This window comes from Neisseria sp. P0021.S007, assembly GCF_051956855.1.
This window is the reverse complement of the sequence record NZ_JBQCXA010001577.1, coordinates 1-460: the sequence shown is the minus strand read 5'-3', so window position 1 is coordinate 460 and position 460 is coordinate 1. Positions and strand designations below refer to the sequence as shown.

The window sequence follows — 460 nt, the reverse complement described above, 5'->3', positions numbered from 1 at the left end:
GTCCAGCCAAGAACCGGTGGAGGACGGTGCTGCCGCTGCCGTATTGGCGATCGCCGTGTTGACGCCCGGCTGGATGACAAGACCGAGCACGATGCCGATGACGACCGCGATCAAAGCGGTGATGGCGAACCAGAGCAGCGTCTGCCAGACGAGCTTCGCCGCGTTAGAGAGGTTCTTGAGATTGGCGATGGAGGCGACGATGGCGGTAAAGATCAGCGGCGGCACGAGTGCGCGCAGCAGCTGGACGAATATGCTGCCGATGGTCTGCAGCGTCACCGAGAGCCAGTTGGGGCTGCCGGCGGCGTCGGGGCCGATATTGCGGGCAACAAGGCCAAGCAGCAGGCCGATGACCATGGCTATCAGAACCTGAAAGCCAAAATTGCGATAAAAGGGTTTATGCCCCGAAGGGCGGGCAGAGGTCGTTGCCTGTGACATGACATGTCTCTTTATTGTGCAAGAA

1 protein-coding gene is annotated in these 460 nt (G+C 60.2%); it reads right to left on the bottom strand.

Annotated elements, in window-relative coordinates; genetic code table 11:
• A partial coding sequence (locus ACTHUR_RS20350) for a cation:dicarboxylate symporter family transporter (RefSeq protein ID WP_440400607.1) occupies positions 1 to 435 on the bottom strand: 435 nt, incomplete at its 3' end.
• Between the last annotated feature and the right edge of the window lie 25 nt (positions 436 to 460).